Raw genomic sequence first — 6,764 nt, 5'->3', positions numbered from 1 at the left:
CGGTAGAGCCGGTCGGACACCGCCGGGAGCCGTATGGGCGCCGGGCCTCCGGTCACTGGGCGAGGGGCGCCTCTGTGGAGGCACCGGCCGGCGCCGGGGCGGACGGACGGCGCCCCGGCCTCAGCAGGCCGATCAGGACCGCGCCGAGCAGCGCCGGGACGACGAAGGCGTAGAAGCCGGCCTTGGACGAGCTGATCAGCACCGTGACGGCGGCCAGATAGCTGGGACCGACGATGGCGCCGACGCGTCCGACGCCGAGGCTGAGGCCCAGCGCGGTGCCGCGCAGGCGCGCCGGGTGAGCGTGCGCGACGTAGATGTTGACCAGTGCCTGGGTGCCGAGCGCCCCGAAACCGGCGACGGCGGAGGCGACGAGGAGCAGCGGGCGCGGCTGCGGCGTGCTCAGGGTGATCATGGCCACGGCGGCGAGGAGGAAGCTGACGACGGTGGCGACCTTCAGCAGTCCGCGGTCGGCGATCAGGGCGGCGCCGATGGTGCCGATGACGGCGCCGACGTTGAAGGCGATCGAGAACTCGAGCGAGGAGCCGAGGTCGTACCCGGAGTCGACCATCAGGGTGGGCAGCCAGGTGCTGGCGCCGTAGACGATGACGAGGCCGGCGAACGTGGCCGCCCAGAACAGCAGGGTGGAGCGGCGGTATCGCGGGGCGAGGAGCTGACGGAGCCGGTTGGCCGAGTCGTATGCCTCGGCGGTGTACGGCGTGGTTGCGCCCTCCGCCTCCTCCAGCGGCGCCTGCGCCGGGTGCTCCCGCACCACGGCGGGGACCAGACGCCACACCACGGGAATCAGCACCAGCGGGACCACTCCGAAGAGGAAGAGCGTGCGGAAATCCCACTCCGGCAGCAGGGTCCGGCCGACCACACCGGTGAGGATTCCTCCGATGGCCAGTCCCGTCGTGGCCGTGCCCACCTGGAGTGCGTGGCGGGCGGGCGTGGCCGCTTCACTGACGTAAGCGGTGACGAGGGGAATCAGGGCTCCGATGCCCATGCCGGTGAGGAACCGGGTCGCTGCGAACAGGGTCAGGTCGCCCGCCACGGCGCTCAGCAGCATGCTCAGGGAGAGCCAGGTCAGGCTGACGACCATGGGCAGGCGACGGCCGTAGTGGTCGCCTGCCCAGCCGGCGGCGATGGAGCCCAGGGGCATGCCGAGCGCGGTGAGACTGCCCAGCAGTCCCAGCGTCGACTTGGTGACGTCCCAGTCGGGATGGGACAGCAGGGAGGGACCGACTGCCCCCAGGATGAAGAGGTCGTATCCCTCGATGCACAGGATGACGAGGCCGAGTGCCACCGCGGGGCCGGGGCGAGCCCCGGTCGTGGGTGTGCCAGGGGTGGGGTTCATGTCCGTACTCCTCATGGGGAACTGCACGAGTGGGAAGGCCACGGCGATGCAGAAGAAGGCGCGACGGGGAGAGGACCGGGGCGATCAGGGAGCCGCCCGCCGGAGCCCATGCCTCCCCGCCGTGTGCACGCGGTGCCGCGGTGGGGATCACTGCGCGATGGGGCATGCCCGGTGGCCGACAGCATGCGGCACACGGGGCGTTACGGCGCCGGGACGCGTCGCCGGGCGTCACGGACGTGCTGCGACGCGGGAACGGATGGGGTGGGCCCCGTCCGTCGCGGTCACGCCGCAGGGAACTGGCAGTGATGCTGAGGCCCATCGGGTGCGGGTGTCAATGCTTACGCCAAAGGGTTGCTGTTATCACATATAGCGACTACGGTCGGGCCGTCCTCCTGGCACCGGCGCCGCCACCGGACTGCCCGCCCCTGCCCGCACACCCGGGCTCGCACGGCCGGCAGTCGCGCCTCCTCGGAACACCGCGCTGACGACCACCACCCCGTCGCCACTCCCCGGCCAGAGGCACGAACGCCGCACTTTCCGCACCCGCCCGGCAGAAAGGCACCACGATGTGCATCAACCACCAGAACCGGCGTGACTTCTTCAAGACGGCCGCGGCGGCCGGGATCACCGTCGCGGGGGTGCAGGCGCTGGCGGCGCCCGCCACCGCACACGCGCAGGACCAGTCCATCCGCTTCGGAGACAAGGTCGCGCTGACGAACGTCCGGGTCTTCGACGGCGACCAGGTCACCACGCCGCGCACCGTCGTCATCGACAACGGACGGATCGGCATCAGCGCCTTCGGCGCGCGCCGGACCGACTGCGGTGGCGCGGTACTGCTGCCGGGGCTGATCGACTCGCACATCCACCTCAAGGACGTCAACACGCTCCACCAGCTGGCCGGTTCCGGCGTGACCACCGGGCTGGACATGGCCTGCTTCCCGCCCTCGCTCGTCGACTCGCTGCGCGGGCTGCCGGGCCTGCCCGACATCCGCAGTGCGGGCACTCCGGCGGTCGCACCCGGGAGCCCACAGAGCCGGCTGCCCACCTTCCCGGCGGACGCGGTCCTGACCGGGCCGGACCAGGCGTCCCCGTTCGTACGCGCCCGGATCGCCGAGGGTTCCGACTACATCAAGATCATCATCGATGAACCGGGGCTGGCACCGGAGACCATCAAGGCCGTGACGACGACCGCGCACTCCCACGGCAAGCTCGTCATGGCCCACGCGACCACCACGGCCATGGTGGAGCGGGCGCTGGACGCGGGCGTCGACATGATCCACCACGTGCCTCTCGACAGCGCCCTGCCCGCCGCCGTGGCGGCTCGTTACACCGCCACCGGTACCGTCGCGGTGCCCACTCTGACGATGATGGAAGGCTTCGCCCGGCTCGGGATCCCCGGAATGGACTACGCGGCCGCCGAAGGCAGCGTCGCCGCGCTGCGCCGGGCCGGCGCCCGGATCCTGGCGGGCACGGACGCCAACAGCACGCCGGGGATCCCGGTGCAGCCGCCGTTCGGCACCAGCCTGCACCACGAATTGGAGCTGCTGGTACGGGCGGGTCTCACCCCCCTTGAGGCGCTGCGGGCCACAACCAACCTGCCCGCCCATGCCTTCGGGCTGCGGGACCGCGGCGTCATCCGCCCCGGACACCGCGCCGACCTGCTCCTGGTCGACGGCGACCCGCTCGCCGACATCACCGCAACTCGCACCGTCCGGCGCGTCTGGGTCGGCGGCGTGGAGTACTCCCCCGCCGCCTGACCGGCCCTCGGACACCGCGGCCCACACGTCTTCCGGCCGGCCGACCACGGCCCGGTCCCCTCTCCCGGCGGACACCCGGCCGAAAGAGGGGACCGGGTCGGTCGCAGTACGCGCAGGACACCCCAGAGTCGACACGTCGTCGTCACTGGGCACAGCAAGGGTCACCGAGCGCCCGCGGGCGCTCCCCGTTCACCGTTCATCCATCGAGGAAGCGGCGCCATGACACTTCCAGCTCTGACCGACTCCGTGCACCGGCCGAGAGGGGTTCCCGCCCTGCTCGCCGCCCTCGGACTGACGATGACCGCAGCCGTCGGCTGCTCGGCATCCGACGAGACGGCGGAGGCCGAGGACAGCACCGTACGCGTGGCACTCGTCGACGCGGCACCACCGAGCCTGCCCCTGCTGGCCGAGAAGAACGGCGACTTCACCGACCAGGGCATCGACGTGACGATCGCCTCGCTGCCCAGCACGCGCATCACCTCCTTCGCCACCTCGCTCGGCTGGGAGTACGACATCGCCTGGGGCACGCCCGCCGACGTCATCGCGGCCGCCGCGCAGGGACACGACATCACGGTGATCGCCGGGGCCTACGTCGACAGCGAGAAGCGCCAGCAGGGCCAGATGTACGCCGCCGAGTCGGGCACGGTCGACTCGCCGACCGACCTTCGCGGCAGGCGGATGGCGGTGCCGTCCCTGTCCGGCACGCTGTTCCTGGCAGTGCTGACGTCCCTGAACAGGGCGGGGGTGGACATCGACGACGTCCAGCTCGTCGAAGTGCCCTTCTCCGGCATGCTCGACGAACTCGACTCCGGCCGGGTCGACGCCGTCGCGACGGTCCAGCCGTACATGGGCGCGATCGAGACCGCCGGGCACCGCTCGCTCGGCGACCCCTTCCTGTCGATCGACTCCCCCGCCGTCGCCGGCATGTGGATAGCGGAACGCGAGTGGGCGGAGAAGAACCCGCAGACCGTCTCGTCCTTCGTCGCGGCCCTCAACGCCGCCGACTGGTGGGCCTCGTCCCACGAACGGGAGGCGCGGGCCTTCCTGTCGACCGAGCTGGAGATGCCGCGCGGGACGGCGGCGACGGCTCCGCTGCCCGACTGGGACACTTCCATCTCCCCGCAGGCGCTGAAACCGTGGCTCGAGGCTGTCGCTGCGTCGGGACAGGTCCACGGCACCCTGCCGAAGGCCGAGGACCTCGTATCGGCGCCCAGGAAGAACTGACCCCGTGCCGTACGGGGCCGGTGTCGACGGCAGGACACCGGCCCCGTACGGCACTTCGCTTCACTGGGTGAGGTCGAGTGCGGCGCCGACGATGCTGTCGGTGTCGATGCCGTGGTAGCAGTAGACCTCGTCCAGGGAGCCCGACTGGCCGAAGCGCGTGACGCCCAGTCTGCGGATCGGCACTCGGTGGATGGTGGACAGAAAAGCAAGGGTGTGCGGGTGGCCGTCCAGAACGGTGACCAGCGGCGTGGCCCGCTCGGCGGGGAAGACCTGGTCCAGGATCCAGTCCGGTGCCTCACCGTGTCCGGCGCGGGCGTCGAGCGCCCGGTAGAGCAGCCCCGGGCTGGTCACGCACACGACGTCGGCCGGGATGCCGAGGTTCTGGAGGCGGTCCGCCGCGGCCAGGGCCTCGGTCACCATGGCTCCCATGGCGGCGATGGTGACCCGGGCGCCGTCCTGCCGGCGCAGCGGGTAGGCGCCGGCGACGACCTGGCGGCGGCGGCGTTCCCGGGCCGCCGGGTCGGTGGGGACCTGGGCGAGGGTCTGGTCGACGGGGCGGGTGGAGAGCCGCAGGTAGGCGGAGCCGCCGTCGGGCCTGCCGAGAGCGGAGAGGGCGGCCAGCAGCGCCCATTCGGTGTCGAGGGCGAACGCCGGCTCCCAGGTCGTGCAGCCGGGCTGCTCGACACCGAGAGAAGGGGTGGTGATGGACTGGTGGGCGCCGCCCTCCGGCGCCAGGGTCACGCCGGACGGCGTCCCGACCAGGATCGACTGACCGCCGGCGTACATACCGAAGGACCAGGGTTCCAGGGCGCGTTGCACGAAGGGGTCGTACATCACACCGATGGGCAGCAGCGGCTCGCCCCAGCGGCTCCAGGTCGCGCCCAGCTCCCCGAGGAGGCCGACCAGGTTGGTCTCGGCGATACCCAGTTCGATGTGCTGGCCGGTCGGCCGCTCCCGCCAGTGCAGGATGGTCTCCGCGTCGTCGGCGAACCAGTCCACGCGCTCGGTGGGCGACCAGACTCCCACCTTGTTGACCCAGCCGCCCAGGTTGGTCGACGAGCTGACGTCGGGACTCACCGTCACCACCCGGCGCGCCGCCTCGGGCGCGCTGCGCGTGAGGTCGAGCAGCACCCGTCCCAGGGCGGCCTGGGTCGTCGCCACTCCCGTCGGGGTACGACCGATGTCCGTCGGGATCGCCGCGGGCCGCGCCTCGGGAACGGCGTCCCGGCGCAGCCTCGACGCCGTCTCCTCGCAGAGACGGGCCGCCGCCGAGTCCGTGGCGAAGCCCTCCCAGGGGTGGTCGAGGTCGGCGCCCAACTCGTCCGCCAGCTGCCGCATCTGCTCTTCCGTCAGCAGGGAGGAGTGGTTCTGCGGGTGCCCCTGCGTGGGCAGCCCGTGGCCCTTGACGGTGTACGCGAAGATCACCGTGGGCCGGTGGTCGTCCACCTCGGACAGCGCGGTGTCGAGAGCGGACAGGTCGTGCCCGCCCAGATTGCGCACCGCCTCCATCAGGGTGGCGTCGTCGGTCTCCGCGAGCAGTGCGGTGATCGCCGGGGCTTCGGGGCCCGTGCCGGGCAGCCGGTCGCGGAGTTCGCCGGCGGAGCAGCGCAGCAGACGCTGGTATTCCGGGTTGGACATGGTGTCGATGCGGGCCCGCAGGGCGTGACCGCCGGGGCGTGCGCACAGCTTCTCCAGGAGCGTGCCGTACTTGAGGGTGAGCACCTGCCATCCGGCAGCGTCGAACATGCCGTGCAGTCGGCCGGCGGCGATGTTCGGCACGACGCGGTCGAGGGACTGCCGGTTGAGGTCGACGATCCAGACCAGCTCGCCGAGTTCGGCGACCTGCGGGTCCAGCACCGCCTCCCACACTGCGCCCTCGTCCAGCTCCGCGTCCCCCACCAGCGCGTACTGCCGGCCGGCGAAGCCGCCGTCGACGCTCTTGTCCGCGTAGCGGCGGGCCATGGCACCCCAGATCGTCGCCGTGGCCCCGATGCCCACCGAACCGGTGGAGTAGTCGACCGGGTCGGGGTCCTTGGACCGGCTCGGGTAGCTCTGAAGACCGCCGAAGGCGCGCAGCGTCGAGAGGTACGAGGTGTCCAGCTCGCCGAGCAGGTGGTTGACGGCGTGCAGAACCGGGGAGGCGTGCGGCTTGACCGAGACCCTGTCCTCCGGGCGCAGATGACGGAACCACAGAGCCGTCATGATCGACACCATCGAGGCGCACGATGCCTGATGACCGCCGACTTTGAGCCCCGACGGGTTGGGGCGCACCCGGTTGGCGTGGTGCACGATCGCGCTGGAAAGCCACAGCACGCGGTCCTCGATCTCGTGCAGCACGTCGAGGGCGGCGGCCGTGGTCCGCCGGGGGGCGGCTGGTGCGGTGGTCATGGCGAAACGGTCTCCTCGCTCGGCACATCCGGCACGCAGAC

General features: G+C 71.8%; 4 protein-coding genes. 2 read left to right on the top strand and 2 right to left on the bottom strand.

What is annotated here, in order from left to right; all coding sequences use genetic code 11:
* Positions 1–52: 52 nt before the first annotated feature.
* On the bottom strand, positions 53–1,354 hold the full coding sequence (locus tag ACFW01_RS28380; RefSeq protein ID WP_384508172.1) for an MFS transporter: 1,302 nt from the start codon (positions 1,352–1,354) through the stop codon (positions 53–55).
* Between the two features lie 566 nt (positions 1,355–1,920).
* On the opposite strand from ACFW01_RS28380, the gene ACFW01_RS28375 reads away from it, so the two are divergent.
* Both ACFW01_RS28375 and ACFW01_RS28370 read left to right on the top strand, forming a co-directional pair.
* Positions 1,921–3,111: an amidohydrolase family protein gene (locus tag ACFW01_RS28375; protein ID WP_384508169.1), complete on the top strand. Its 1,191-nt coding sequence runs from the start codon at positions 1,921–1,923 to the stop codon at positions 3,109–3,111.
* A 219-nt stretch (positions 3,112–3,330) separates the two neighbouring features.
* Positions 3,331–4,335, top strand: a complete 1,005-nt coding sequence (locus ACFW01_RS28370; RefSeq protein WP_384508166.1) for an ABC transporter substrate-binding protein — start codon at positions 3,331–3,333, stop codon at positions 4,333–4,335.
* 60 nt (positions 4,336–4,395) lie between these two features.
* Here the strand turns inward: ACFW01_RS28370 and ACFW01_RS28365 are convergent, their stop codons facing one another.
* Entirely contained in the window at positions 4,396–6,723 is a 2,328-nt protein-coding gene (locus tag ACFW01_RS28365) for a transketolase C-terminal domain-containing protein (protein WP_384508163.1), read from the bottom strand.
* Positions 6,724–6,764 lie beyond the last annotated feature (41 nt).

Origin of the sequence: Streptomyces sp. NPDC058985 (assembly GCF_042740985.1) — a bacterium.
Classification (GTDB): domain Bacteria; phylum Actinomycetota; class Actinomycetes; order Streptomycetales; family Streptomycetaceae; genus Streptomyces.
The sequence above is the reverse complement of the archived record's forward strand: the minus strand, read 5'-3'. Positions and strand labels throughout refer to the sequence as shown.

What these genes read in the sequence shown, in the direction of transcription:
- ACFW01_RS28375 (WP_384508169.1), top strand. Translation starts at nt 1,921, where the DNA reads ATGTGCATCAACCACCAGAACCGGCGTGACTTCTTCAAGACGGCCGCG.
- ACFW01_RS28365 (WP_384508163.1), bottom strand. Translation starts at nt 6,723, where the DNA reads ATGACCACCGCACCAGCCGCCCCCCGGCGGACCACGGCCGCCGCCCTC.
- ACFW01_RS28380 (WP_384508172.1), bottom strand. Translation starts at nt 1,354, where the DNA reads ATGAACCCCACCCCTGGCACACCCACGACCGGGGCTCGCCCCGGCCCC.
- ACFW01_RS28370 (WP_384508166.1), top strand. Translation starts at nt 3,331, where the DNA reads ATGACACTTCCAGCTCTGACCGACTCCGTGCACCGGCCGAGAGGGGTT.